Source organism: Mucilaginibacter sp. JRF (genome assembly GCF_015223065.1).
Taxonomy (GTDB): domain Bacteria; phylum Bacteroidota; class Bacteroidia; order Sphingobacteriales; family Sphingobacteriaceae; genus Mucilaginibacter.
Genome location: NZ_JADFBY010000008.1, coordinates 56,405 through 81,573, shown reverse-complemented (window position 1 = coordinate 81,573; position 25,169 = coordinate 56,405). Strand labels below are relative to the sequence as shown.

Annotated in this window: 18 protein-coding genes; 13 read left to right on the top strand and 5 right to left on the bottom strand. The window is 44.2% G+C overall.

Features of this window, described 5'->3' with window-relative positions; translation table 11 throughout:
• Positions 1-15: 15 nt before the first annotated feature.
• Positions 16-1,860: an AAA domain-containing protein gene (locus IM792_RS17165; protein ID WP_194103133.1), complete on the bottom strand. Its 1,845-nt coding sequence runs from the start codon at positions 1,858-1,860 to the stop codon at positions 16-18.
• A 203-nt stretch (positions 1,861-2,063) separates the two neighbouring features.
• Here IM792_RS17165 and IM792_RS17160 point away from each other — a divergent pair, with 203 nt between their 5' ends.
• On the top strand, positions 2,064-3,650 hold the full coding sequence (locus IM792_RS17160) for a DNRLRE domain-containing protein (protein ID WP_194103132.1): 1,587 nt from the start codon (positions 2,064-2,066) through the stop codon (positions 3,648-3,650).
• A 29-nt stretch (positions 3,651-3,679) separates the two neighbouring features.
• Here the strand turns inward: IM792_RS17160 and IM792_RS17155 are convergent, their stop codons facing one another.
• From IM792_RS17155 to IM792_RS17145, 3 genes are read right to left on the bottom strand one after another with little or no spacing between them, the layout of a single operon-like run.
• Complete coding sequence (locus IM792_RS17155; protein ID WP_194103131.1) at positions 3,680-4,624, bottom strand: MlaD family protein; 945 nt, start codon at positions 4,622-4,624, stop codon at positions 3,680-3,682.
• Between the two features lie 24 nt (positions 4,625-4,648).
• Positions 4,649-5,554, bottom strand: coding sequence for an N-acetylmuramoyl-L-alanine amidase (locus IM792_RS17150; RefSeq protein ID WP_228085211.1), 906 nt, complete (start codon positions 5,552-5,554; stop codon positions 4,649-4,651).
• Between the two features lie 42 nt (positions 5,555-5,596).
• Positions 5,597-6,454, bottom strand: coding sequence for an N-acetylmuramoyl-L-alanine amidase (locus tag IM792_RS17145; protein WP_194103130.1), 858 nt, complete (start codon positions 6,452-6,454; stop codon positions 5,597-5,599).
• Positions 6,455-6,561: 107 nt separating this feature from the next.
• Here IM792_RS17145 and IM792_RS17140 point away from each other — a divergent pair, with 107 nt between their 5' ends.
• The 11 genes from IM792_RS17140 (at position 6,562) to IM792_RS17095 (ending at position 21,988) form a co-directional block, all read left to right on the top strand.
• Positions 6,562-9,330, top strand: a complete 2,769-nt coding sequence (locus tag IM792_RS17140) for a putative LPS assembly protein LptD (protein ID WP_194103129.1) — start codon at positions 6,562-6,564, stop codon at positions 9,328-9,330.
• A gap of 2 nt (positions 9,331-9,332) precedes the next feature.
• Positions 9,333-10,583, top strand: coding sequence for a competence/damage-inducible protein A (locus IM792_RS17135; protein WP_194103128.1), 1,251 nt, complete (start codon positions 9,333-9,335; stop codon positions 10,581-10,583).
• 44 nt (positions 10,584-10,627) lie between these two features.
• Positions 10,628-12,016 (top strand): dihydrolipoamide acetyltransferase family protein, encoded by a 1,389-nt coding sequence (locus tag IM792_RS17130; RefSeq protein WP_194103127.1) that lies wholly within the window; start codon positions 10,628-10,630, stop codon positions 12,014-12,016.
• A gap of 131 nt (positions 12,017-12,147) precedes the next feature.
• Positions 12,148-12,789, top strand: coding sequence for an NlpC/P60 family protein (locus IM792_RS17125; RefSeq protein ID WP_228085209.1), 642 nt, complete (start codon positions 12,148-12,150; stop codon positions 12,787-12,789).
• Between the two features lie 12 nt (positions 12,790-12,801).
• The gene (locus IM792_RS21435) at positions 12,802-12,924 is read left to right on the top strand and encodes a hypothetical protein (RefSeq protein ID WP_255521517.1); all 123 of its coding nucleotides are present in this window, start codon (positions 12,802-12,804) and stop codon (positions 12,922-12,924) included.
• A gap of 229 nt (positions 12,925-13,153) precedes the next feature.
• Entirely contained in the window at positions 13,154-15,544 is a 2,391-nt protein-coding gene (pbpC, locus tag IM792_RS17120; protein ID WP_194103126.1) for a penicillin-binding protein 1C, read from the top strand.
• A 44-nt stretch (positions 15,545-15,588) separates the two neighbouring features.
• Positions 15,589-16,299 carry a 3'-5' exonuclease gene (locus IM792_RS17115; RefSeq protein ID WP_194103125.1) on the top strand — a complete coding sequence of 237 codons (711 nt, stop codon included), beginning with the start codon at positions 15,589-15,591 and terminating at the stop codon, positions 16,297-16,299.
• Positions 16,299-17,990, top strand: a complete 1,692-nt coding sequence (locus IM792_RS17110) for an ABC transporter ATP-binding protein (RefSeq protein WP_194103123.1) — start codon at positions 16,299-16,301, stop codon at positions 17,988-17,990. The genes IM792_RS17115 and IM792_RS17110 overlap by 1 nt, the downstream gene beginning before the upstream one ends.
• A gap of 107 nt (positions 17,991-18,097) precedes the next feature.
• The gene (rnr, locus tag IM792_RS17105; RefSeq protein WP_194103122.1) at positions 18,098-20,233 is read left to right on the top strand and encodes a ribonuclease R; all 2,136 of its coding nucleotides are present in this window, start codon (positions 18,098-18,100) and stop codon (positions 20,231-20,233) included.
• Between the two features lie 13 nt (positions 20,234-20,246).
• Complete coding sequence (locus IM792_RS17100) at positions 20,247-21,221, top strand: polyprenyl synthetase family protein (protein WP_194103121.1); 975 nt, start codon at positions 20,247-20,249, stop codon at positions 21,219-21,221.
• Between the two features lie 53 nt (positions 21,222-21,274).
• Positions 21,275-21,988: an energy transducer TonB gene (locus IM792_RS17095; RefSeq protein WP_194103120.1), complete on the top strand. Its 714-nt coding sequence runs from the start codon at positions 21,275-21,277 to the stop codon at positions 21,986-21,988.
• 50 nt (positions 21,989-22,038) lie between these two features.
• Here IM792_RS17095 and IM792_RS17090 read toward each other — a convergent pair whose 3' ends face one another.
• Positions 22,039-23,049, bottom strand: a complete 1,011-nt coding sequence (locus IM792_RS17090; protein WP_194103119.1) for a 3'-5' exonuclease — start codon at positions 23,047-23,049, stop codon at positions 22,039-22,041.
• Between the two features lie 140 nt (positions 23,050-23,189).
• Between IM792_RS17090 and IM792_RS17085 the strand changes: the two genes are divergently transcribed.
• A complete protein-coding gene (locus IM792_RS17085; protein ID WP_194103118.1) occupies positions 23,190-25,169 on the top strand; it encodes a DUF3857 domain-containing protein in 1,980 nt (659 codons plus the stop codon).

Sequence of the window (25,169 nt, the reverse complement as noted above, 5' to 3'; positions counted from 1 at the left end):
TCTGTGCAACAGGCCTTAATATTCCCAAACGCTTTGGTAACCGCCTAAACTTTCGGCATAGGCAATAAGCTCATTATAAAAAGGTGTGCGCGATAGGGTAGCGCTGTCGCCCACCAATACCAGTTTTAAGCGGGCACGTGTTATGGCTACGTTCATGCGCCGATAATCTGATAGAAAGCCGATGCTGCCCTCGGCATTACTGCGGGTGAGGGATATGTAGATCACATCCCGTTCCTGGCCCTGAAAGCCATCTACTGTATTTATATCAACAGCAACATCCGCCAACAGATCTTTTAGCTTAACTACCTGTTCCCGGTACGGGGCTATAACCGCTACAATTACCCCATCGTAATTCATTAATTGGATATGCCGGGCAATAAAAGCCGCTTCTTCCGGGTTGGAAATACTGGTGCCTTCTGTTACCTCATCATATCCGGTACCTGCGGTATCAATAAAAGTGAAAGGCTTATCATCGGCCGTCAATAAGCGGTTGGCTACTGTAGAGTGAGCGGTCAACTTATCATTATAAAATTGATGTGATGAGAATCCCATTATCGCAGTATTCATCCGGTATTGTTCGTTCAACAAGCTAACCGCTTCGGGATGTAAGTTCACGCACTTTTCAAGCAAGGTTGTGGTCAGTTCACTGGTTCCTGATTTAACGGTAGGGGGCAGCTGCATGTGGTCGCCTGCAAGAATAACGCGTTCTGCTTTAAGTATGGGTATCCAGGCCGCCGCTTCCAACGCCTGTCCGGCTTCATCCATCACCACAGTGTTAAAATTAAGTTTGCTTATGCTGTAATGACCAGCGCCTACAAGCGTGGCCGTTATAACTTGTGCTTTCTTGATCACCTCCTCACTAACAAACTCCTCTATCCGGCTTACATCTCGCATTATGCGGTGTGCCTCATCAAACAAAGCTTTGCGCTGCTCACGCTCGGCCTTGCCAAAACTGCGCTTGTATTTATGCGCCATGTTTTTGAATTCGGCTGCTTTTTTACGGAGTTTTTTGGCTTCTTTCATATCCGCATGCGCTACAACACGGGCATCCAGTGTTAGCTGTTGCAGGCGATCATTAACCCTCGCGGGATTACCTATCCGCAAAACATTTAAACCTTGTTCAGCCAGTTTTTCGCTAAGTAAATCTACGGCTGTATTGCTGGGTGCTACAACTAATATTTGCTGTTGATTGCCGGCTATCAATGCTGTAATAGCGGCTACAAGGGTTGTTGTTTTACCTGTTCCGGGCGGGCCGTGAATAACACTCACATCCTGCACGCCAAGAACCGAACGAACCGCTGCCTCCTGGGATGTGTTTAATTGCCCGTTCTTATAATCAGCAGGTTTAAATTCTGGCTTATCCTGCCCGGTAAGCACCCGTATCAAACGGTTATTAGTTTTTGTGGCGGCTATCAGGGCATTGCGCATTTCCTTGTAGCTATAAGCATCAAACAACAGGTCAATACCCAGCTTACCCTGATCTGCCCAATCAGGCAATTCCTCGGTAAGCAGGGTTATTCTCATGCGGTCGCCACCAAGATAAGTAACCGTACCGCTAACACGATCCTGCGGATTATGATTGGAGAACAGTGAAACCTGGCTGCTGAACCGAAACTGGTGCGCAAGTTCCTTATTGTTTGTGCGCTCAACTTCAACGCTTAGGTAATCGCCCCGTGTAGGTTCGGTATTGCGTATGGCTATCGGGTACCAACATATACCCGAAGCGCGCCGCTGCGCGGCAGATGTACCTGCGCTAAGGCTGGCAAATGAAGCTTCGTCTGTCGCTTGTTCTGCCTGAAGCAAGGCCAGCAGATTATCAAAATATTCTTTCTGATCCAAGCTGCGAATGTACAATAACATGGTCAATTATTAATGTAGGAGCGAGGCTTATAAGATTAGTTAAGCGGAAATGATTTAACAGATTTTCTGAATGATTTGATATTGTATCATGTAAGTCCGTTTTGCTCCAAACTTCACATTTTATGGGGCAACCGTGCAAAAGCTATATTCATGCTAACACTTTGCTAAAGCTTCTATGTTCTTAATATATTAATTTTAGTGATATGAATATGCATAAGGATATGAGTAAATTAGCTTTGCTGGCAGTAATAGCCTGCTTAGTATGTTGTAAAAAATCAGACAACACCACTATACCGGCCGACCCGAAACCCGGTAACACTATAATAAATCCTCCGCTAAAAGGTGCCGATGATAATTTCACAACGATGACATGGGGTACGGCAAAAGCGCAACCAACTGCCACGCACGAAATACAGGGGGAGCTGGTTAACGGCAAGCTATACATTTTTGGAGGGTTTGATGTAAATAAAAGACCGCAGTGGACACCAACCAAACGCGCATACGTTTATGATCCGGTAACTGATACCTGGGCCTCTATAAAAAGTTTGCCTCATGAACCCTTTGGTTCAAATTTTGGCGGGGGAACACATGTAGCCACCGCTACTGATGGTACTGATGTTTATTTGGCTGGCGGGTATACCTCAAATGCAAATGGCACCGGCCAAATATTCGGTACCAAACAGGTTTGGAAATACAGCGTGGCCGCTAATAATTATACCCGAATGCCCGATCTGCCACTGGAATTAGCTGCCGGGCAATTGCGTTACCTTAATGGCAAAATACATTATATAGGCGGGGCAAAGCTATCCCGTACGGATACAAAAATGCACCTGGCTTTAGATCTTAATAATCCTGATGCAGGCTGGGTTGCACTTGCCTCACTTAACAATGCGGTAAACCATCCCGGTGGGGCTGTTTATAATGGTAAGATATACATCATGGGCGGGTCGCATGGGCAAAATGAAGCATCGGTACCGCAAAAAACGTTGCAGGTTTACGATGGGCAAACCAATACATGGACAAACCTGGCCGATATGCCTGTCGCGCTTGATCATATTTTATCAACCGTGGTAGTATATGGTAACAGGATAATTGTATTGGGTGGGCAAACAGCCCACAATACACCCGGCAAACAGGTTTTGGCCTATGAGCCCGAAACTAATAAATGGACAGTACTTTCGCCTATGCGTGCGGCAAAATCAGCCGGTGTGGCGGCGGTTATAAATGGTAACATATATTATACCGGAGGCAATTTTTCTCCAATTAATTATAAGGGTGTGCCGGTTATTAATACTCCGGCTACACAATTATCACCTGTAGCGGATGCTTTTATTCGCAATGGTAGTTTTGGGATGGTTAATTATGGCAGTGATACTTTGCTAACCATTAAGGGCTCGACGGTGAATAATTACTTCAGATCAGCCTATTTAAAGTTTTCGCTGGCAGATATCAGCGCTGTAAATTCTGCGACTTTAAGCGTCTATGGCAGAAACAGCGATAATACCGGTAACCTGACTTTATCAGCTTTTGGAATTGATGATAATAGCTGGGCAGAAAATAGTCTGACATTCGCTAACGCTCCTCAAACTACCTTAAGTGCGCTTAGTAACGCAGTGGCGAATAACCAATTTGGCCGTATTGATTTTGATGTTACCGCTTTTGTACAATCGCAATTTGCCGGAGATAAACTTACCAGCTTTGTTATAAAGGATGCTGCCAATAAGAATGTTACCATTCAGTTAAATAGCAAGGAAAGTTCCGTAAACAGTCCATTACTTGTTATTAGATGAATAAGGATTAAATATCTAATAACAGATATTTAATCCTTACCGCCGCCAAATATCGAGAAGCTTACATAGCGTTTCGGATGCGCTTTCAGATCGATGAACAGGTTGTTCAGGTTAGCTGATGCAGCGCTAAGGTTTTTGTACATAGTGCTGTCGTTTATCAGTAAGCCCAGGCTACCATCACGACTGTTGATCTTTGCGGTAGTAGTTTCGAGATTGGTCATGGTTTTATCAACCTTATCCATGGTTTGCTTTAGATTGGTTGATGCCAAATCGTTGCTGAACTTTTTAAAGTTAAGTGCTATATCATTAAAGTGGGCTGTAGTACCTTTCAAATTACCTGATACGGTTGCCGCGTTATTCATGATGGTGTTGATATGGCCTGATTGTGCACCAACCAATGCATCTATCTTTTTAGTAGTACCCTCAAGGGTTTGAAGCGAATTAGCTATGCTCGAAAAGCTGCGATCCACATTTTTCTCAAAATTAGGATTCATGATGCGGTTTATGGATGCCAGCGATGAATCAAGCTTGATGATCAGTGCCTCTGCCTTTTTTTGGATAGGCTGTAAGCTTTCGGCCAAACTGCCCTGAATATCAGCACGCAGGGTATCTTCATCCTGTGCTGGTTGGGCGCTATCTCCCAAATCAAATACAATGGCTTTGCCACCTAACAAATCGGTACTTTGTAATTGGGCCAATGTGTTTGATGGCACGTTGTATTTGCTATCAACCTTGAACTCTACAACGGTACGCCCATCGTTCTGTAACTCCATTTTTGATACACGGCCAACCTGGTAACCGTTTACAAGTACCGGTTTTGATACCGTTAAGCCTTCAACATTTTTATATATGGCATAGTACTTATTCGAGCCTGAAAAAACATCATTACCGCTGAGCCAGCTATAAACTAATAGCAGGGAGGTAATGGCTATTGCCGTAAATACGCCTATTTTGGTTTCGTTTGATATTTTCAAGGTGTAGAGTGTTTGTATATGATGCTAATTTTCTAACTGTTTCTTGTAACTCTTTAATGCACTTAATATCGCGTTCACAATCTCGGTTTGCCCTTCGTCTGATATAAGGTAATCTTCCTCATCCGGGTTATTTATAAATCCGGTTTCAACAAGTATTGATGGCATGGCCGTATGATCGAGCACCAAAACCACCTGTTCCTTTACACCATGGCTCTCGCGATTGTAAGTTCCGGTAAGTTCACTGTCTACTAAACTCGCAAAGCGTATACTTTGTTTACGGTATTTATCTCTAAATGTATTTAGCATGATAACCGAGGCTGGATTATCAGGGTCATAGCCGGCATAATTGTCCTTATAATTCTTCTCGGTAAAGATAACCGCGTTCTCACGCAAGGCTTCTTCCTGGGCACCCACACGCTTTGAACCATATACTAATATCATGGCGCCTTTGCCGGTACGGTTAGCTACAGTTGTGGTTTTATAGATAGGTATTTTTTTGCCTTTACGCTTACGATAGCCCACCACATCAGTAACCTTACGGTTAGCCAATGAGTTACAGTGTAACGATATAAAAAGCTGCCCCTTGGCATTATTAGCCATGTCCGCGCGTTTGTGGAGTTCAACAAAGGTATCATCATCACGCGTCATGATGGCATTAACATCGGGCAGGTCGCGCTTGATAGCCTTTTGAAGTTTAAGGGCGAGGGCCAGGGTAACGGTCTTTTCGTTAGTGTTAGGGCCAAATGCGCCGGGGTCTTTACCACCATGACCGGCATCAATAACAACGGTGCGCAGTTTAAAACCTTCCGGTGCTTGTACCGAATCGGCAGTTTGCTGGTCAAAAGCCTTAGCAGGCTGAGCGGCGTAGAAAAAAGAAACTAATAGAGCTGAAAAAATATAGATGTGCTTCCTTGAAAATTTTATCATCATTTGCAGTTAACGGACTAAACTTAATTTTATTGGCAATAAACACTAAGCTTCTACTTCGGTTTTAAGAGTTTTTAATGCGCGTATAATTGTGGCCACAATTTGGTTCTGGCCTTCTTCTGAATTCAGGTAATCTTCCTCATCCGGATTATTGATATAGCCGGTTTCAACAAGCACGGCGGGCATAGCGCTATGGCATAGTACAAGCACACCCTGTTCGCGTATACCCTCGCTGCGGCGGCCATCATTTTCAACAAATTCCTGGTTTAGTATGCTGGCAAACCTTACGCTTTGTTTGCGGTACTTACGTTTGTACTCGTTCATCAGTATCATGGCGGCCGGGTCGGTAGGGTCTATCACGGCATCCATTTCTTCATCATCAGCCAGGCGGGTTTCTTTAATAGCCTTTTCTTCCTCTTTAGTACGATGGAAACCGTATACCAATAATAACACCCCTTTACCTGAGCGATTAGCCACAGTTGTTTTTTTGCCTGAGGCCGAGCGCACCACTTTATTCGGCAGCGAATTACAGTGTATCGAAATAAAGATATCGCCCTTGGCGGCATTGGCAATATCCGAGCGTTTTTGCCATAAAATATCCTCGTCGGTAGTGCGTGTCATTACCACTTTAACATCGCTCAATTCTTTTTCTATGGCTTTCTGCAATTTAAAGGCAATTTGCAGCGTTACGTTCTTTTCGACAGAGTATTTGCCTGATGCACCGGCGCGAAAACCGCCGTGGCCGGCATCAACAATAACAGTTTTTAGTTTAAATTTATTATTTTGATTAACCGTATCTTTGGGCGAATTACAATTAGCTGCCCACATCATTTTAAATGAAAAAAATGGAAGTAATATAAACAGGAACCTTAAACAATAATTCAATCTGTTCAGTGTTTTCATTATGTTTGAACGCTGGTTAACCATATCTGCAAAAATACTATTCATTATTAATTTTGAAATTCGTTAGGCTTTTTTTTCTGCTTGCAATTATATTAACGGTAAATGCGGTGGCTGTTGCGTACAGAAGCGGATATAAAAGCACCCCCATTATCGCAAGGGATACCATTATTAAACTTGATAGCAACAAGGCAACCGACCGCCGCCTGATGAACGGCCCGTTCAAAAAAGCGCCGCAAGCTACAGCCAAACAAACTACAACCGCTAAAAAGGACACCATTCCCAAAGATTCGTTGCGCAGCCCGATTGCTGGTAGCGATACCGGGCGTACTGCCATGACCTTACCATCTGATACCGGTCGCAAATCAGCCGGCGGTTTAGAATCGGAAGTTAAAGCCCATGCCGAAGATAGTATAATAGTTGACAACGAGCGCAACATTATGTACCTGTACGGCAAAGCCCGCGTTACTTATGAGGATGTTGAGCTTGATGCCGAGTATATTCGTGTTGATAAAAAGAATCACCTGATATACGCCAGCGGCAGGCCAAGCCCTAAAACAGGCCGCTACATAGGTCGGCCGATATTTCAACAAAAAAATGATAAGCCATCATACGCCGACTCACTTCTGTTTGATTACACCAGCAAAAAGGGTAAAATATTCAACCCGGCATCTGAACAGGATGGCAACTTTATATCAGGCGGTCAGGCCAAAAAGTTGAATAATGAGGAGGTTGCATATAAAAACGTTATTTACAGTACCTGTAACGAGCCATATCCGCATACGCACTTTGGTATTGTTATAACCAAGGGTATAGGTGAGAAGCACCGCATTATATCGGGCCCGGCATTTTTAGAGATCGCTGGTATACCGCTGCCGCTGGGTGTGCCTTTCGGTTTCTTCCCAAAGCCTGAATCAAGGGCATCGGGTGTAATATTTCCGACCTTTGGTGAGGATGCCCGTTTGGGTTTCTTTATGCGTAACCTGGGCTATTACATCGCCATAAATGATTATATGGACATGACCAGCAACGTGTCTATCTACTCACGCGGATCGTACGAGTTAAGCACTGCCGCCCGTTATTTAAAGCGTTACAAATATCAGGGTAACCTTACATTAAGCTACGGCTCGCACAACTATGGTTTGCCCGGCGATCCTTCGGCTAAGGATTTTAACATATCATGGTCGCACAGCCAGGATGCCAATGCGCACCCGGGTAGTACATTCAGTGCATCGGTTAACGCGGGTACATCAAGCTTTTACCAAAACTCGCCAGCGGGGCAAAATTATAGCCTTACTCAGTTAACGCAAAATAACATGCGTTCAAGTATCGCCTATGGTAAAACCTGGGCGGGTACGCCATTCAACTTAAACATCAGCTTAGGCCACAGCCAGGATATTACGCAGAAAAGGGTAACGCTGGATCTGCCTACGGTATCATTCAACATGTCAACCCTTAGTCCGTTTGATAGTAAGAACAGGGTAGGCGAGCAAAAATGGTATCAAAAAATTACTGTGGGTTACAGTATGCAGGCGCAAAATAAATTAAACAATATACCTGAATCGCAGCTGTTTACCAGCGAAACCTTAAGCAAGCGCTTGCAAAACGGTATGCAGCATACTATTCCGATAGCATTAAGCTTAAACGTATTAAAGTATTTCCAGTTCAATACCTCGGCTAACTATACTGAGCGTTGGTATATGCAAACCATCCGCAAAAGCTATGACCGTGATAACCCGAATGTATCGCCGGGTACAGCGGTGGTTGATACCGTTGGTGGTTTTGCCAGGGCGGGCGAATATAACCTGAACGCGGGTATGTCGACCAAAATTTACAGCCAGGCAAACTTTCGTGGCAAGATCAAAGCCATCAGGCATGTAATGACGCCTTCATTAACATTCAGCTACCGCCCGGATTTTTCGGACCCGAGCTATGGTTACTACCGTACCATTGTTAGCGAAGCTTCAATACCTTATACCTATACCGCGCAAACCTATTCAATATTTGAACAATCGGTTTACGGCGGGCCATCATCAGGTCGTTCTGCCGGTTTGGGTCTTAATATTGATAACGTAATAGAGGCCAAGCTGAAACCAAGTGCTACCGATACTTCTAATACCGATAAAAAGATAGCTATACTTCAAGGTTTCTCAATATCTACATTCTACAACTTTGCCGCCGACTCTATCAAGCTTTCGCCAATATCATTCTCGGGTCACACCGGTTTGTTTGGCCAAAAGGTGAATATCAGCTTCAACGGTTCGTTAAATCCATATGTAGTACAAACCCGCGACTCGATCGCTAATGGCGCTGTTGTACGTTACGCGCGTTCATTAGCTCGTTACAGCTGGCAGGATGGTAAATTCCCGATGCTGACCAACCTGGGCTTGTCCATGAGTGGTAGTTTAAATTCATCATCATTTAGCCCTAAAAAACAATTGCAGCCAAATACCATGCAAAGCATGTCGCCGGAACAATCAAGGCAGCTGTCGCTTATTAACAGTGATCCGGGTGCTTATATCGACTTTACGGTACCGTGGAACATATCCTTCAGTTATAACTTTAACTATAACAACTCGGGTGTAACCACCACAACCACCAATACCATGATGATCAGCGGCGATGTGAGTATATCGCCCAAGTGGAAGGTGCAATACTCAACCAACTTTGACTTTAATGCCATGAAACTGGCTGATGCTACATCATTCGCCATATACCGCGATCTGCATTGCTGGGACTTGTCGGTACAATGGCTGCCGTTCGGTTACTATAAATCGTACAACGTAACCATTAAAGTTAAGTCATCAATATTACAAGACCTTAAACTTACCAAGCGCAGCGATTATACCAGCAATAGGTATTACGGCGGCGGATTTTAATTATGCTGGCAGAAATTATAACCATTGGCGACGAGATACTGATAGGGCAGATTGTTGATACCAATTCGGCATGGATGGCGCAACGCCTCAACCAGATCGGGGTGCGTGTTAAGCAGATATCATCCGTGTCTGACGATCGTGAGCATATATTGAAAGCGTTTGAAGAAGCAGCCGGCCGTGCCGATATTATTTTGATAACCGGCGGCCTCGGTCCAACTAAGGACGATATTACCAAGAAGACCCTTGCCGAATATTTTGGTGTAGAGATGGTTGAGAGCGAAATTGCGCTGAATAACGTGCTTGAAATATTTAAACGTTACAATCGCCCGTTGTTAGATACTAACCGCCAGCAGGCTTTGGTGCCTGCCAATTGCGAAGTGATCAATAATAACAATGGCACTGCGCCGGGTATGTGGTTTGATCATGGCGGCAAGGTATACATGTCTATGCCGGGAGTGCCATTTGAGATGATGTACATGATGGATGAGCAGGTGTTGCCTAAAATTAAGGCTACATTCAAGCTATCAACCATTATACATAATACGATATTGACGGTAGGCGAGGGCGAGTCGTACCTGGCCGAACGCATTGCCGATATTGAGAATGAATTACCATCGCATATAAAGTTGGCTTATCTGCCTAAATTGGGGCAGGTGCGCTTACGTATTAGCGGGTATAGCGAAGGTGATGAAGCTATGTTGCAAACTGAGGTTAATGCCTTTACCGAACGCATTGCCGAACGTGTGAGCAATGTTGTAGCCGCCAGAGAGGATATTCCGCTTGAAAAGGCTATTCTGAATATCATGACCGAGCGTGGCCTAACCCTGTCAACTGCCGAAAGTTGTACCGGTGGGTTTATTTCAAGTTTGCTTACCATGCATGCCGGTTCATCAAAGGTGTTTTTGGGTGGAGTGGTATCATACTCCAATCAGCTTAAGCAAGGTATACTGGGTGTAAAGACCGAAACCCTGCAACAGTTTGGTGCCGTGAGTGAAGAAACGGTGATAGAGATGGCCAAAGGGGCGCTAAACAACTTCGCATCCGACTATGCTATTGCCGTAACAGGCATAGCAGGCCCTGATGGTGGCACGCCGGATAAGCCTGTTGGTACCGTTTGGATAGCGGTTGTTTCGGCCACTAAGCAGTTGGTTAAAAAGTTCACCTTCAGAGGCAAGCGCCAGCAAAACATAGAGCGATCGGCCATCAGCGCGTTGGGTATGTTAAATACTTTACTTAACGATAAGGCAATTTAATCGCAGATTTAGTTATTTTTGACCGATCAACTGTTACATCATATATGGCTAAATTTCAGTTATTGCTACCCAAAATGGGAGAGAGTGTTGCCGAAGCGACTATTGTAAAGTGGGTGAAAAAGCCCGGCGATACAATTGAGGCTGATGACACTATAGCCGAAATTGCTACCGACAAAGTAGACTCAGAAATTCCATCACCAGTAAGCGGAACACTTGTTGAAATACTATTTAATGAGGATGACGTAGTAGAGGTAGGGAAAGTAATAGCCATTATTGAAGTAGAGGGCGAAGAAACCGCCGAAGAAACTCAGCAACCTGCTGAGCAGGTTGAAGCGCCGGAGGCTGCTCCTGTAGCTGAACCTCAAGCAGCAGTTGCACAACCTGAAGAAAATACATCTGAAACATACGCTATACCCGGTACAGAGCAATTAACTCAGCGCGAAGTGCATGTGGCTCCGTCGATATCATCATCGGTACGTTTTTACTCGCCGCTGGTACGTAATATTGCCGTGGCGGAGGGAATCAGTAGTGATGAACTCGACAACATCCCCGGTACGGGTGCCGATGGCCGCCTGACCAAGGATGATCTGATGGCATATCTGGATAGTCGCTCAAATAATGGGCAGTCGACACAAAACGAGCGTACAGAACAGCAGCAAGCTGCACCTCAACCGGTTGAAAAGCCGGTGTATACATCGCCTGTAATTAAAACCTCGGCATCGGGCAATGAGGAGATCATTGAGATGGACAGGATGCGTCGCCTTATTGCCGATCACATGATCATGAGCAAGCAGGTATCGCCGCACGTAAGCTCATTTGTTGAGGCTGATGTTACCAATCTGGTAATGTGGCGCGACAGGGTGAAAAACAGCTTTGAACAGCGCGAGAACGAAAAGATAACCTTTACCCCCATATTTGTTGAAGCCGTGGTGAAAGCCATTAAGGATTTTCCGCTCATTAACGTATCGGTAAAAAATACACAGATCATCCGTAAAAAGGATATCAACATTAGCATGGCTACAGCTTTGCCAAGCGGTAACCTGATAACCCCGGTAATTAAAAATGCTGATCAGTTGAACTTGGTAGGCCTTACCCGCGCGGTTAATGATCTGGCCAACCGTGCCCGCAACAACAAGCTTAGTCCGGATGATATTAAGGAGGGAACCTTTACCATTACCAACATAGGTACCTTTGGTAATATTATGGGTACGCCTATCATCAACCAACCACAGGTGGCAATTTTGGCTATAGGCGCTATTAAAAAGAAACCCGCCGTTATCGAAACCCCGCAGGGAGATATGATAGCCATCAGGCAGATGATGTACCTGTCGTTATCATACGATCATCGCGTGGTGGATGGTATGCTGGGTGGTTCGTTCCTGAAACGCATTGCCGATTACCTGGAAAACTGGGACATCAAGCGCGAGGTGTAATCATTTGCATATTGCCTGATTGTTAATAAGTTGACATTTTATATCGTCGATTTAAAAGTTGGTAATTTAAATTTGGTTGGTGTATCATTTACAACATCTAAAGCGTAAGGCTTGTTACAAACTTTAGCACAATGAGATCAATATTAGCAAGTAAGCCAATAATCATATTCTCCATATTGGCATTCATACTGTCATCATGCAGTAGCATAAAAAAAACCAGGCGCCCTGTTTATGGTAATAATGGCGGCGGGGTTACCCAACCTACTACACTTACTGTAAAGCGCCTTGGCCCTTATGTTATGGAAAAACCCGATAAAGGCGATGTAGATAAATATTCTGTCATGATGGGAGTTCGGAAAAGCGATATTAGGAATGGCCGCCTTTACAGCTTTATTGATGACTGGATGGGCACACCCTACAAGTTTGGTGGTTTAGATAAGGACGGTGTTGACTGTTCGGGTTTTGTATACAGGCTGCAACAGGAGGTTTACGATATTGATAACATGCCCCGCTCAACCAACCTACAGGTAAATTTTATAAAACGTAAATACGAGGAAGACCTGAAAGAAGGCGACCTGGTATTTTTTGATTTTGACGGTAAGCAGTTCAGTCACGTAGGGGTATACCTGCAAAACGGTTATGTGGTACATGCCAGCACCCGCAAAGGCGTTATGATCATTAAATTGAAAGATCCATACATGTACAAATACTTCTCGCGCGCAGGTTCTGTAATGGTAGAGCGTGAGGGCGAAACTGAAAGCAGCGGTGGCTAAAAATAATTAGTAATGCAAAAACCTAAAGAAGACTACTCATTCTGGACAAAATACAAACGCTTCGCCACAACAGAGATATTGATGTACTTGATCATGATCATCGGTACTATTGTGGGGATAGTTATCTTTTCGTAGGGATGTCTGAACCAGAATTTTCCGAATTTGAGAATTTACGAAATGACTACTGATTAACTTAAAAATCCACTAATGCTTCGACAAGCTCAGCATGACATGATGGGTATATTTATTAATAAGGAAAGGCCTTGTCACCCTGAGCCTGTCGAAGGTCGACGTGCGGTGGCCAAATAACCCGCTGTGCTTAACCAGCATTTCATATCGATAAAAATTGTAAGTTAGCCACTACATGAAATGGCAACGAATACTTAAATGGCTCCGCAAGCCAAAGCGCATTGTAGCGTTAGCCATACTGTTGCTTCTGTTTATTCTTTTTATTTTTTGCCTGCCAAGCCCATTATTCAATAAACCCACATCCTATGTAATTGATGATGACCAGGGGCAACTATTGGGTGCATCCATAGCGTCCGACGGGCAATGGCGATTTCCATATAACGATTCTGTTCCTGAAAAATTCAAGCAATGTATTATCACCTTTGAGGATAAGCGCTTTCGTTACCATCCGGGGTTTGATCCGCTGGCTTTTGGCAGGTCCGTCAGCAGTAGTATAAAGGCCGGGCACATAACCAGCGGCGGTAGTACGTTGAGTATGCAGGTAATCCGTATGGCTACTAACCATAGGCGTACGGTTTGGAATAAGCTGGTTGAGATATTCATGGCTCTGCGTTTAGAGGCAGGTTATAGCAAGGATGAGATATTAGGCTTGTACGCAAGCAATGCACCCTTTGGTAGCAACGTGATAGGCCTGGATGCGGCATCATGGCGATATTTTGGCCGTAGTCCCGATAAGCTATCCTGGGGCGAAATGGCGGCAATGGCGGTGTTACCCAATGCCCCGTCGCTGGTGCACCCGGGTAAGAACAGAACGGTGCTGCTTAACAAACGTAATCGCCTGTTAGATAAAATGGCTCGTGAAGGTATTATAGATAGTACAACCGCCCAATTAGCAAAGCTTGAGCCCGTGCCCGACAGACCGGTCGCCTTGCCCCAAGCCGCGCCACACTTATTACAGGTTTTCAAGGCCGAGCATAAGCGTAAGCACTCACAGGAGGATACACGCATAAAAACCACCATAAAATCTGATCTGCAACAGCAGGTGAGTAATATTCTCGAGCGTCATCATCAGGTATTGCGGGCTAATGATATTAATAACATTGCCGCTGTGGTGCTTGATGTGGAAACAGGTGCTGCGCTGGCTTATGCTGGTAACATATTCCATCCTGGCGAAAGCCAGTTAGAGAGTGATGTAAATGTGGTAACGGCGCCCCGTAGTCCGGGTAGTACGTTAAAGCCCTTATTATATGCAGCTATGCTGAATGATGGTTTTATTCTGCCTAACAGCCTGATACCCGATGTACCCACACAGATAGCAGGTTACCATCCCGAAAATTTTGACTTGGGCTATGATGGCGCAGTAACGGCATCAAAAGCATTATCGCGTTCGCTGAACGTACCCGCGGTAAAAATGCTGCAACAATATAAGTACGAGCGCTTTTACGATTTTTTGAAACAAACAGGCATATCCACCCTAAACAAACCTGCCGACCATTACGGGCTTGCCCTTATTTTAGGTGGTGGCGAAAACACGCTGTGGGAGCTCACGGGCACTTACGCCGGCATGGCGCGAATACTTAATCATTACAACAAAAACGGCGGCAAGTATGATGCGGCAGATTGGCGTCATCCTGTGTATTCAATAACGGCAAAAGAAAAGCCCGAACTGGAAAAGAATGGTTTGTTGGATGCGGGTTCCATTTATTACACGCTGCAAGCTATGGAGGAGGTGATGCGACCGGGAGAGGAATTGCTGTGGCAACAGTTCAGTTCATCGCAACGTGTGGCCTGGAAAACGGGTACCAGCTTTGGCTTTCGCGATGGCTGGGCTATTGGTGTAACACCTAAATATGTGGTGGGTGTTTGGGTAGGTAATACCGATGGTGAGGGTAGGCCGGGTTTAACAGGCATAAACACTGCCGCGCCTATACTATTTGATATTTTTAAACAATTGCCATCGGCGCGCGATTGGTTTGAGATGCCCGTGCGCGATATGGTGAAAATAAGTGTTTGCCCCAAGAGTGGTTACCGTGCCGGGCAGTACTGCGATCATGCGGTGGAGCAATGGGTACCACGTGGCGGTTTAAAGGCGAAGGTTTGTCCGTGGCATCAGTTGGTGCATTTATCAATGGATGGCAAATGGCAGGTAAGTACGGATTGCGAATCGCCGGAGCGTATTCAAAATAGAAGCTGGTTTGTGCTGCCGCCATCAATGGAGTATTACTATAAATCAAAAAGCTACCAATACCATGTGCTGCCACCATTTAGGGCAGGTTGCACGCAGGAGAACGTGAACCCTATGGAAGTGATCTATCCTAAAAACGGAGCTAAGGTATATGTTCCTTTAGAGGCGGATGGCGAGCGTGGGCGTATGGTTTGTAATGCGGCGCACCGGGAATCGGGCGTAAAAATATACTGGCATCTGGACGATAAATATGTTGGCGAAAGTCATGATCTGCATCAAATGGCGCTCAATCCATCGCCCGGAAAGCATAAGCTTACCCTGGTTGATGCTTACGGCAATACTACAGTCATAAATTTTGTGGTGTTGGATAAGGATAAGTAATGCCGTGGCGAATGCTTATCTTGGCTTTAAATTACTACTAACTGATGCTTGAGCAGTACGATCTGTATAACATAATGGTGCTCGATATTGAAACAGTGCCGCAATACCCCAGCTTTAATGAGGTTCCCGAAAACATGCAAAAGCTTTGGGATGCCAAAACACAGTATCAGCGTAAGGATGAAACCGCTGAAGCTTTTTACGAGCGTGCAGGTATATGGGCCGAGTTCGGTAAAATAATATGTATATCAGTTGGTATTTATACCTGTGGACAAAAGGTAGGCTTACGCATCAAATCATTTGCCGGGCACGATGAAAAGGAACTACTGCTTGATTTTGCCCGACTGCTTAACAGCCAACCACCCAACCAGGTGCTATGCGCCCATAATGGTAAGGAATTTGATTTTCCGTATATATGCCGCCGTATGCTTATCCACGGTATAAAGCATCCATCACAACTGGAATTATCGGGCAAAAAGCCTTGGGAGATAAACCATATTGACACCATGGACCTGTGGAAGTTTGGCGACTATAAAAACTTTACCTCGCTAAGTTTACTCACTGCAATATTTGATATACCTACACCCAAGGATGATATTGACGGCAGTATGGTTGGCCACGTATATTGGGTTGATAACGAATTGGAGCGCATAAGCACCTACTGCCAAAAAGATGTCGTAGCTACCGCGCAACTGTTAAGGCGCTTTCGTGGTGAACCATTGATAGCTGACGAACACGTAACCATTGTAGGCGGCTGATGCTTAAGGTTGATGATCTGCATATCAAATTTAAAACGCAAAACGGTTTTTTTGAAGCGGTTAAGGGTATATCTTTTCAACTCAATAAAGGCGAAACACTGGGTATTGTAGGCGAGTCGGGTTCGGGTAAGTCAATTACCTCGCTGGCCGTAATGCGTTTGTTGGATAAAAATGCTGATGTAAGCGGTAATGTATCGCTGAATGATCAGGTTATATTTAGCCTCAGCGAATACGACATGCAGCAAATACGGGGCAACCGTATGGCCATGATATTTCAGGAACCCATGACCTCGCTAAACCCTGTACTCACCTGCGGGTTCCAGGTAACCGAAGCTATAATCACTCATCTTAACAAAACAAAAGCTGAAGCCAGGGATGCTGCCCTAAGCTTATTTAAGGAAGTACAATTACCACGCCCCGAAGCAATTTTTGACAGTTACCCGCATCAATTATCGGGCGGACAAAAGCAAAGGGTAATGATAGCCATGGCACTATCCTGCAACCCTGAATTGCTGATAGCTGATGAGCCTACTACCGCGTTGGATGTTACGGTACAAAAGAATATCATTGAGCTACTGTTAAAACTTAAGGCCGAGCGGGGTATGAGTCTGATATTCATATCGCATGATTTGGGTGTGATACGGCAAATAGCCGACCGTGTGCTGGTAATGTACAAGGGCGAGGTTATTGAACAGGCGCCGATACAGCAGCTGTTTGATGAGCCGAAGCAGGCTTATACCAAAGGTTTGCTGGCATGCCGTCCGTCACCGCATCGTTTACTTAAAAAGCTGCCTACTGTTGCCGATTTTTTGGAAGTCGGTAATGAGCTTTGTGTTAACTCCATGTGCGGCCGGTACGCGTATGAGCCCGGTGAATTACAGGCGCGCAGGCAGCAATTATATAGCAATGAGCCCATCCTGAAAGTGGAAGGACTTAGCAAATGGTACCCGGTTAAAAGCGGTATTTTTGGTACAGCACACGAAGTAGTAAAAGCAGTTGATGATGTTAGCTTTGAGGTTTATCCCGGGGAAACATTAGGGCTGGTGGGGGAATCGGGTTGTGGTAAAAGCACACTTGGCCGCAGTATTTTAAAGCTGATACAACCTACTCATGGTCGTGTACATTTTGAGGGGGCGAACCTTTGCAAACTAAGCGCTGCCGAAATGCGCCGTATGCGCCGTGATATACAGATCATTTTTCAGGACCCATACTCGTCGCTTAATCCGCGTTTAACGGTAGGTCAGGCTTTGCTTGAGCCATTGCAGGTTCATGCCCTGTATAATGATGACGCTACCCGCCGCAAAAAAATAAAAGAAGTGCTGGAGCGTGTAGGATTACTACCCGAACATTTTAACCGTTACCCGCATGAATTCTCGGGCGGACAAAGGCAGCGTATTGTTATTGCCAGGGCTTTGGTATTGCAACCCAAGTTCATTATTTGCGATGAGTCGGTATCTGCGTTAGATGTATCAGTACAGGCACAAGTGCTTAATTTACTGCGGGATTTGCAAGAGGAGTTCAAGCTAAGCTACGTATTCATCTCGCACGATCTGGCCGTGATCAAACATATATCCGACCGTATGATGGTGATGAACAAAGGACGCATTGTTGAACAAGGCTTTCCGGAGGAAATATATAATAACCCCAAAGAAGAATATACACGTTCGCTAATTTCAGCAATTCCTGATTAATAACTAAGCGAAACACTTTATCTATATTTGGGTGTTAAACATATAGGACTGTTTAATTAAAACTGACCGATCACCGAACATTTACAAAGTGTTCTGAAATCAATTCCATGTCTAAAAGAAAAAGTAATTCTACTATAAAACAAGTGCTCACACAAATGGTGTTGGGCGTATTTGAAGAAAACGGTAATACACCGCTAAACTATAAGCAGGTATCTGCTAAACTGAACGTGCGCGATCCGGAATCGCGCGATATCATCCTCGAAATACTAAAAGAGGAATCAAAAAAAGATACCATCAAACAAATATCTCCGGGTAAATTTCAACTGCTTGAACTTAAAACTTTTGTTGAGGGTAAGGTGGATATGACCAATGATGGCTCGGCATTTATTGTTACTGATGATGACGACGAGAACGACATATTTGTAGCCCCTCGTAAGCTGCGCACCGCCCTTAACGGCGACCGTGTTAAGGTATATGTGTATGCCAAAAGCAAAGGTCGACGCAAGGAAGGTGAAGTAATTGAGATACTGGAACGCCGTAAAATGGAGTTCACCGGTATTGTAAAATTATCTGAACATTACGCCTTTTTTATCCCAGACGACCGCAAGATGCTGCACGATATTTTTATACCGCTGGAGCAGCTTAATGGTGCGCGTAACGGTGTAAAGGCGGTTGCCGAAATAACCGACTGGCCTGCGGGTGCTAAAAATCCGGTAGGTAAGGTTAAGCATATTTTGGGTGTACAGGGCGAGAACGATACCGAGATGAACGCCATATTGGCCGAGTATGGTTTCCCGTTATCATTCCCGGCAGAGGTGGAACATGAGGCCGAATCAATACCTGAAGTTATTACTGAGGAAGAAATAGCTAAACGTCTTGATTTCAGGGATGTATTGACCATCACTATCGACCCTTATGATGCTAAGGATTTCGATGACGCTATATCATTTAAAAAGCTCGATAACGGCAACTACGAGGTTGGCGTTCATATAGCCGACGTAGCGCATTACATCGAACCTGATTCAGCCTTGGATAAGGAAGCCTTTGAACGTGGTACATCAGTTTATTTGGTTGATAGGGTAATACCGATGCTGCCGGAACGATTATCGAATGGATTGTGTTCGCTTCGTCCGCATGAGGATAAACTGTGCTTTGCCGCTGTTTTTGAGTTGGATGAGAACGCCAACATTGTTACCGAATGGTACGGCAAAACGGTGATCCACTCTAACAGGCGCTTTACTTATGAGGAGGTACAGCAAATAATTGAAGATAAGGCAGGTGAATACAGCGAGGAGATATTAAAGCTGAACGAGCTGGCCCACATACTGCGCGAGCGTAAGTTTAAGTCGGGCGCTATTAGCTTTGAAACTACCGAGGTTAAATTTAAGCTTGATGAGCATAGCAAGCCAATAGGTGTGTATGTAAAAGAGCGTAAGGATGCCCACAAACTTATTGAGGATTTTATGCTGCTGGCTAATCGTAAGGTGGCCGAGTTTGTAAGCAAAAAAGGTAAGGGTAAAAATAAGTTCACCTTTGTATACCGGGTGCACGATGCCCCTCAGCCCGAAACACTGGCCAACTTTGCACAGTTTGCCGCCCGTTTTGGCTATAAAATTAACACCAAGAGCGATAAGGAAGTAGCCCGTTCATTGAACCATTTAATGGAGAGTGTAGAAGGTAAAAAAGAGCAGAACGTACTTACTCACCTGGCCATACGCTCAATGGCTAAGGCAGTTTACACTACAAAGGGTACCAGCCATTACGGTTTAGCGTTCGATCATTATACGCACTTTACATCGCCCATACGCCGTTACCCGGATGTGATGGTGCACAGGCTGTTGTTCCATTACCTTAACGGCGGGCAATCTGCCAATGCCGAGCATTACGAAAAACTTTGTGTACACAGCTCGCAAATGGAGAAAAAGGCTGCCGATGCCGAGCGCTCATCAGTTAAGTACAAACAAGCCGAATACCTTGCCGATCAGGTTGGGAATACCTACAGCGGTATTATATCAGGCGTTACCGAGTGGGGTATGTACGTAGAGATCATTGAAAATAAATGTGAGGGCATGATACGCCTGCGCGATATAAGCGATGATTTTTACACGCTGGATGAAAAGAACTATGCCATCATCGGTCAGCGTAAAAAGAAGGTGTATCAACTGGGCGACGAGGTGAAAGTTAAGGTGAAGAACGTTGACCTGACAAAAAAGCAAATTGATTTTTCATTAGTACAGGAGTAACTATATTTGCCGGGTGAAGAAACTTGCCGAATTGCAGGATATTATATCCGAAGCGCTTGATCGCTATTATCTACCTGCACAGCCTCTTGAACTTTATGAGCCGATACGTTACATCCTGAGCATAGGGGGTAAACGCCTGCGCCCGGCATTAGTGCTGATGGCTTGCGATATGTTTGGCGGTGATGTTTATGGCTCTGTACAGCCTGCGCTGGCCATTGAGGTGTTCCATAACTTTACGTTGATGCACGATGATATTATGGATAATGCACCCCTGCGCCGCGGCAAGCCCACCGTGCACGAGAAATGGGACAGCAACATAGCCATACTATCCGGCGACGTAATGATGGTTGAAGCCAATAAGCTAATGATGCAGGTTGATGATCGCATATTACGCCCGGTGCTCGATATCTTCAATGAAACCGCCCAGGGCGTGTGCGAAGGCCAGCAGTACGATATGAACTTTGAGCAGCACAACACTGTTGCCATTGATGAATACATTAACATGATACGCCTTAAAACGGCCGTACTGCTTGGTGGCGCATTACGCATAGGCGCGCTAATAGGTGGCGCAAGCGATGCTGATGCCGAAAATATCTATCATTTTGGTGTTAACCTGGGAATAGCTTTCCAATTACAGGATGATATTTTGGATGTGTATGGCGACCCACAGAAATTCGGCAAGCAAGTAGGGGGCGATATTCTCTCTAATAAAAAAACATATCTGCTTATAAAAGCCCTCGAACTGGCTAAGGATGATGATGCTATAAACCTGCACAACTGGCTCGCTGCACGCGCTTATGAACCTGCCGAAAAGGTTGCCGCCGTAACCTCTGTTTACAACAACCTACAGGTAAAGCAACAGGCCGAAGAAGCCATGAACGGCTACGCCGAAAAAGCCTACCAATACCTCACCGCCATCAGCGTAGCCGAAAACCAAAAGCAATTTTTACATGAATTTGCTGATGGGTTAATGGTTAGGGATTATTGATAAATAGACATACTTTGTTTTAGAACTGAGAGATTGTGTTGTAAATTAGGTTTATGAAAACAATCTACCTTATCGCTGTTTTCCTCACAGTAACATTACGGTGTTATTCACAGACAGATCCGGCCACCGATACAACTATATTTAACCATGAATATGAGGTTGCGCCTCAATTTAGGGGCGGATTAAATAAGTTTAAAAGGATGTTTTTAGCTAATCAAAAACATCTGAGTAAATATCAAAATGAAGAGTATTACACGCCAGCACAAATCTATTTCATGATTGAAAAAGATGGTAAGGTTCATGATATACATTTAAGTTTATATGGTATTGAAACTTCAACTGATATTCAAGAGCGAGCTTTGTCAGCGTTCAAAAAAATAAAAGGGTGGAAACCAGCTCGAATTTATAACAAAACAGTTCGAAGTAATCATATAATTGAAGCAGAGGTCTTGGTGCCTTACAAAGTTGAAGAAGATATATTTTTACCCCCTGAAACATATCCGCAACCTAAAATTGGCTATTCTGAATTCTACAAATACATAAAAAAGAATCGAAATAAAACTGATGGTGTTTCGGGCTGGGTATTTGTTAATTTTATAGTAAATCGAGATGGGAGTGTGTCTGAACTTAAGGTGAAAGATTGCGTCAATCAGGAAGCAAGCAACGAAGCTGTAAGATTGATTAAAGAAGGCGGTTTGTGGCAGCCTGGTATTCAAGGAGGAAGACCGGTTAGAGTAATGATGACCATGCCGGTAAGCTTTGATTAATTTCACTCTAAACAACAAAGGCTGATCAAAATGATCAGCCTTTGTTGTTTTTATCCTTTTTTGAACTTATCTGCTAATTGCTTCAGCATATCATCATTAACAGGTTGTGTCGGGGTATCATCTTTTTTAGGATAATTATTGTTCGGCCTGTTGTTTTGATATTGCGGTTTCTGATAGTCTTTCTTCACAAAGTTTTGTTGCTGCGCAGGTTGCTGTGGTTTTGGCTGCTGCGGGCGGCTTTGCCTTTCGGTAGCTTTTTTGGCGTTCCAGCGTTTGTGTATATCTTCCAGTTTACGCTTGGTATACAGCGGGAAATCGCCCTGCATCATCCAAGAGTAGTAGCTCGGCTCGGCGTCAAACACATCCTCAACACGTTTGCCCTTGTGCTTGCCAAAGTTTATTACTTCCTCGCCATCTTCATTATAAACTAATCGGCCTGCAAAATCAACCGGTTTACTTAAGTTAGTGAATTTGTGCAGTGCTTCAACATCGCCAACAACAGGTATGCTGCGTACGCCTTTTTTATCTTCCCACTCGGTGCGATGGTAACGGGCCACCTGGGCTAATAGTACTTCCATTGTAGCGCGGGTGTCAGCCTCGGCGCTGTGGGCATTTATAATATCTTTACTGCAATAAAACTGGTAAGCGGCCTTTAATGTACGCTGCTCCATCTGGTGAAAAATGTTCTGTACATCCACAAAATGGCGGTTCTCCAACTCAAAGTTCACTTTAGCACGCAAAAATTCCTCCATCAGCATAGGTATATCAAACTTGTTGGAGTTGTAGCCGGCCAGGTCGCTTTCGCCAATAAAGTCGGCAACTTCTTGTGCAAGTACTTCAAAAGCGGGTTCGTTAGCTATATGTTCATCATAAATACCATGTACCAGCGATGATTCGAGCGGTATAGGCATACCCGGATTTACACGCCAGGTACGTACTTCTTCGCTATCATCAGGGTGAAGTTTTATAACAGCTATCTCTAATATACGGTCGGTACCCAGGTTGGTGCCGGTTGTTTCAAGGTCGAAAAATGCCAGCGGGCGCTTCAAAATCAATTTCATCAGTGGCAAAGGTCATAAAAAGTTTCCAGTTATATTGAATTATTTTGGCTTTGGAGGTCGATTTTAACATACTTTAATGTTTTAATAATTGCTAATTATATTATAAATTTACGCTGAAAAAGATCGGACTTTATCACATCATGAACAGGTTTTTACTCGCTTTGGCTACGGCCCTGGTTGCGTTTTCAGCAACCGCTAATGCACAGGATTTTGATTACGGCAAATTTTCGCACGATGAACTGAATAGTAAGTCGTACAAAAACGATACTTCGGCACACGCGGTTGTATTACAGGAATTTGGCAATGCACGCATAGTTGATGCCGACCGCATCACGCTTGATTTTGATTACCATGTAAGGATCAAAATATTCGACAATAAGGGTTATGATAATGGTAACATTGAGATACCTATACGCGTAAGCTCAGATAGCCAGGAGGAGATAACAGACATTGAAGGTGTTACCTATTACACCAATGAAAGTGGCGAGGCCATAAAAGTTGCACTCGATAAAAAGAACATTTTTACGGTTAAGGATAACCAGTATTGGAGTACCGTAAAATTTGCCATGCCTGCTTTACATAATGGCTGTGTTATTGAATATAAATACCACTTGCGCAGTCCTTATTTTTTTAAGTTCAAGGGCTGGGATTTTCAGTCAGACATTCCAAAAATTTCGTCGGTATACAAGGTTCGCATTCCGGCGGTGTACAACTACAAGATATCGTTACGCGGAACATTACCATTATTGGAGGGCAAGCAATACGAGCCTGGTATTGAGCGCGATTGTTTTAGCATAAATGGTATCAAAGCCGATTGTTCGGCATTTTTATTTGCCATGAAAGATATTCCCGCGTTTAAGGAGGAGGAGTACATGACCTCTAAGCGTAATTTCCTGTCGGCAATGAATTTTGAGTTGGAGGATTATACCAATTTAGGCACTGGCGCCAAAATGAAAATGTCGAAGGAGTGGAAAGATGTTGATCGTGAACTCAAAACAGATGAAAGCTTTGGCAGCCAGATAAAAAAGAAAGATTACTTTAAAGATAAACTGGTGCCTGTTTTGGCCGGAAAAACTACCGAGCTGGAGAAAGCGTACGCGGTTTTCCATTTCATCCAAAAAAATATAAAATGGAACGGTTTTCTTTCTGCCTATAGCTCTGATGGTATCAGGAAGGCCTTTGAAAAACATACCGGCAACACGGCTGATATAAACCTGGCCTTGATAACGGCCTTAAAAAGCGCCGGTATAAATGTAGAGCCGGTAATGATGTCGACCCGTGATCACGGGCAGATCACCAAGATATATCCTGTATTGAGTGAGTTCAACTACGTAGTGGGTCGTGCTGAAATTGGCGGTAAAACCTACTTTTTAGATGCTACCGATCCACTGTTGAGCTTTGGCTTATTACCACTGCGTTGTCTTAATGATCAGGGCAGGGTATTTAGCCTGGATAAACCATCCTATTGGGTTGATTTTGCTCCTCAGAGCCAATCAAGCACCTATGCGCTCGATTTTAAATTGCAGGAGAACGGTAAGCTGAAAGGTACGATAACCACTTTTTTAACAGGTTATGATGCATACTCAAAACGTAAGGCAATAAAGGAATTTAATACGGTTGATGAGTTTGTAGAGAACTTTGACGAAAAGATGCCTAAGATCAAGATACATAAGTTCGAGATCAAAAACATTGATAGCCTTGAAAGTGCGTTGGTTGAAAAATACGACGTAGAGATAGATGTTTATGATAATATGGACGCTAAGAAGCTTTCTTTCAATCCATTTATTCTTACCAGAATATCACAAAATCCATTCAAGCTCGAAGAACGCAGCTACCCGGTTGATAGGGGTATGGCTTTAACCGAGCGTGTTACGCTTAATATTGAGCTGCCAAAGAATTATAAGGTGGAGTATTCTCCTAAAAATGTGGGCTTAGCGTTGCCTAATAATGGTGGGCGCTTTGTAACCAGTTTTCAAACAGAGGGTAACAACTTCAATTTCTCGCACATTATCCAGTTAAATAAAGCTGTTTACGGTCCGAATGAATATCCGTATCTTAAAGAATTGTATAACCAGATAATTCTTTCAGAAAAATTAGACCTCATATTTACCAAGAGCTGA

Excerpts from the sequence above, each read along its gene's own strand:
- IM792_RS17150 (WP_228085211.1), bottom strand. The coding sequence starts at position 5,554 with ATGATGATAAAATTTTCAAGGAAGCACATCTATATTTTTTCAGCTCTA.
- IM792_RS21435 (WP_255521517.1), top strand. The coding sequence starts at position 12,802 with ATGCAAAAACCTAAAGAAGACTACTCATTCTGGACAAAATACAAACGC.
- IM792_RS17085 (WP_194103118.1), top strand. The coding sequence starts at position 23,190 with ATGAACAGGTTTTTACTCGCTTTGGCTACGGCCCTGGTTGCGTTTTCA.
- IM792_RS17165 (WP_194103133.1), bottom strand. The coding sequence starts at position 1,860 with ATGTTATTGTACATTCGCAGCTTGGATCAGAAAGAATATTTTGATAAT.
- IM792_RS17110 (WP_194103123.1), top strand. The coding sequence starts at position 16,299 with ATGCTTAAGGTTGATGATCTGCATATCAAATTTAAAACGCAAAACGGT.
- IM792_RS17115 (WP_194103125.1), top strand. The coding sequence starts at position 15,589 with ATGCTTGAGCAGTACGATCTGTATAACATAATGGTGCTCGATATTGAA.
- IM792_RS17135 (WP_194103128.1), top strand. The coding sequence starts at position 9,333 with ATGCTGGCAGAAATTATAACCATTGGCGACGAGATACTGATAGGGCAG.
- IM792_RS17095 (WP_194103120.1), top strand. The coding sequence starts at position 21,275 with ATGAAAACAATCTACCTTATCGCTGTTTTCCTCACAGTAACATTACGG.
- IM792_RS17130 (WP_194103127.1), top strand. The coding sequence starts at position 10,628 with ATGGCTAAATTTCAGTTATTGCTACCCAAAATGGGAGAGAGTGTTGCC.
- IM792_RS17125 (WP_228085209.1), top strand. The coding sequence starts at position 12,148 with ATGAGATCAATATTAGCAAGTAAGCCAATAATCATATTCTCCATATTG.
- IM792_RS17145 (WP_194103130.1), bottom strand. The coding sequence starts at position 6,454 with ATGAAAACACTGAACAGATTGAATTATTGTTTAAGGTTCCTGTTTATA.
- IM792_RS17160 (WP_194103132.1), top strand. The coding sequence starts at position 2,064 with ATGAATATGCATAAGGATATGAGTAAATTAGCTTTGCTGGCAGTAATA.
- rnr (WP_194103122.1), top strand. The coding sequence starts at position 18,098 with ATGTCTAAAAGAAAAAGTAATTCTACTATAAAACAAGTGCTCACACAA.
- pbpC (WP_194103126.1), top strand. The coding sequence starts at position 13,154 with ATGAAATGGCAACGAATACTTAAATGGCTCCGCAAGCCAAAGCGCATT.
- IM792_RS17090 (WP_194103119.1), bottom strand. The coding sequence starts at position 23,049 with ATGAAATTGATTTTGAAGCGCCCGCTGGCATTTTTCGACCTTGAAACA.